Origin of the sequence: Turicibacter sp. HGF1 (assembly GCF_000191865.1) — a bacterium.
In the GTDB taxonomy this organism is placed as follows: domain Bacteria; phylum Bacillota_I; class Bacilli_A; order MOL361; family Turicibacteraceae; genus Turicibacter; species Turicibacter sanguinis.
In genome coordinates this window covers 1-1724 of record NZ_AEXQ01000045.1, presented here as the reverse complement: position 1 = coordinate 1724, position 1724 = coordinate 1, and the positions used below count along the sequence as shown (strand labels likewise).

2 protein-coding genes are annotated in these 1724 nt (G+C 32.4%); both read left to right on the top strand.

The genetic code is table 11. The features are described 5' to 3' along the window. Positions 1 to 110: 110 nt before the first annotated feature. Positions 111 to 1148: an IS1595-like element ISTusp1 family transposase gene (locus tag HMPREF9402_RS04300; protein WP_009606626.1), complete on the top strand. Its 1038-nt coding sequence runs from the start codon at positions 111 to 113 to the stop codon at positions 1146 to 1148. 100 nt (positions 1149 to 1248) lie between these two features. Next, positions 1249 to 1584 carry a hypothetical protein gene (locus HMPREF9402_RS04295; RefSeq protein WP_009606625.1) on the top strand — a complete coding sequence of 112 codons (336 nt, stop codon included), beginning with the start codon at positions 1249 to 1251 and terminating at the stop codon, positions 1582 to 1584. Positions 1585 to 1724 lie beyond the last annotated feature (140 nt).

Sequence of the window (1724 nt, the reverse complement as noted above, 5' to 3'; positions counted from 1 at the left end):
TTTTCGCTGTGTTTTAGAGAAGTGTTGATATTTTACACAGAAATTGCATAACGCACTCCTTAATTATTCATTATAATAGTAATAGAACAAATGTTTGAGGAGTTGGATTCATGCCAAAGTCACTAATTTTAACACTTTTACATAGGGTAGCACCAAGTGATTTACCAGAAATCTTGGTTGAAGTTGAAAAAGGAATCTTTAAATCTGATTTATCTAAACTTCAAAATGAGATTCAAGAAACCAGATATTCATCGGGGCAGTATAAATGTCCTTTTTGTGGTGATGACCATATCGTAAAAAATGGTAAGGTTAAAGGAAACCAACGCTATCTTTGTCGTAATTGTCGTAAATCGTTCAGCCAACAAACTCAAACACCAACTGCTTATTCAAAGAAAAAAGCAAAGGTATGGATTGATTATATTGAATGCATGATTAAGGGATATAGCTTACGTCGTTGTGCTTGGGAATGCGGAATTAACCTCGCCACAGCCTTCTTCTGGCGACATAAAATTTTAGATGCACTCAGTTCATTTATGGGGACAGGTGAAGTAGATGGATTAGTTGAAGCAGACGAATGTTATCTTCGATATAGCTATAAAGGAAATCACTCTAAAAGTAAACGATTTAAAATGCCACGAGAGGCTCGTAAACGTGGTGGAGAATCTGTAGGTAAACGTGGACTTTCAAGTGAGCAAGTATGTGTTGGAACGGCATTAGATAGAACAGGAAATATTTTAATTGGTATGATAGGAACGGGACGAGCGAAATATGATAATCTAAAACGTTTCTTTGAAGGTCATATCGCTCCTTATTCTATTTTGTGTACCGATAGTGCACATGGATATGGGAAATTAGCTAAGCAACTGGATTTAGAACATAAAGCAATTCCGTCGGGAAAACACATGAAAGGTATCTATCATATCCAACACATTAATGCATTTCACAGTAATTTTAAAGCTTTCTTACAAAAGTTTAGAGGAGTTTCAACTAAACATTTAAACAGTTATTTAAAATGGTTCAAATGGATTGAGCTTTTTAAAGACGAAAAAGAACTTCTGAAAATTCAGAAAGTTTATGTACAATCACAAGCAAGTTACTCCTTAATATCTAATGAAATGATTAGAACGAAGAGTCCTTCATTTATATGACAAATATGTTGATATTAATTTTTTATGTGAAAAGAACAGATTTTTAAAAATGTGATACAATTATATTAGAAGTTACATCTAATTTTAAAGAGGTGATAATATGGCAAAACATGACTTTGGAATTATGCAAAATGAGCCTATGAATAACGAACGATTCGATGTATATGAACCTGAGAAATACCATTGCATTGAGATTCACGATGATTTTATTGAAGACATTCTAATGGATTTAGAAAATGTACCTTGTTATTGGCATACACTTCAAGTTCCAGCTAAGGGTCTTGCATACTGTGGTATTACATTGATACCTCCTCAGTCAATAGAATTGTTCATACAAATTTTATCCTCACAAAATCAATCAGAATATAATGATTTAATTTCTTTAGCTAATCAAGCAAAACAAGATAATAAGTATATTATTCATTTTGGAATCTAATGGTTTATTAAATAGGGATAATCCGCTTAATTATTACAGCTACCGTGCTACCAAGTAACACAAAAAAGAGAGGAAATATTATTAAATCCAATTTCCTCTCTTTTTTACTTTAATTATCAACACTTTTCTAAAACAGAGCC

Coding starts and splice junctions, on each gene's coding strand:
- HMPREF9402_RS04300 (WP_009606626.1), top strand. CDS start 111: ATGCCAAAGTCACTAATTTTAACACTTTTACATAGGGTAGCACCAAGT.
- HMPREF9402_RS04295 (WP_009606625.1), top strand. CDS start 1,249: ATGGCAAAACATGACTTTGGAATTATGCAAAATGAGCCTATGAATAAC.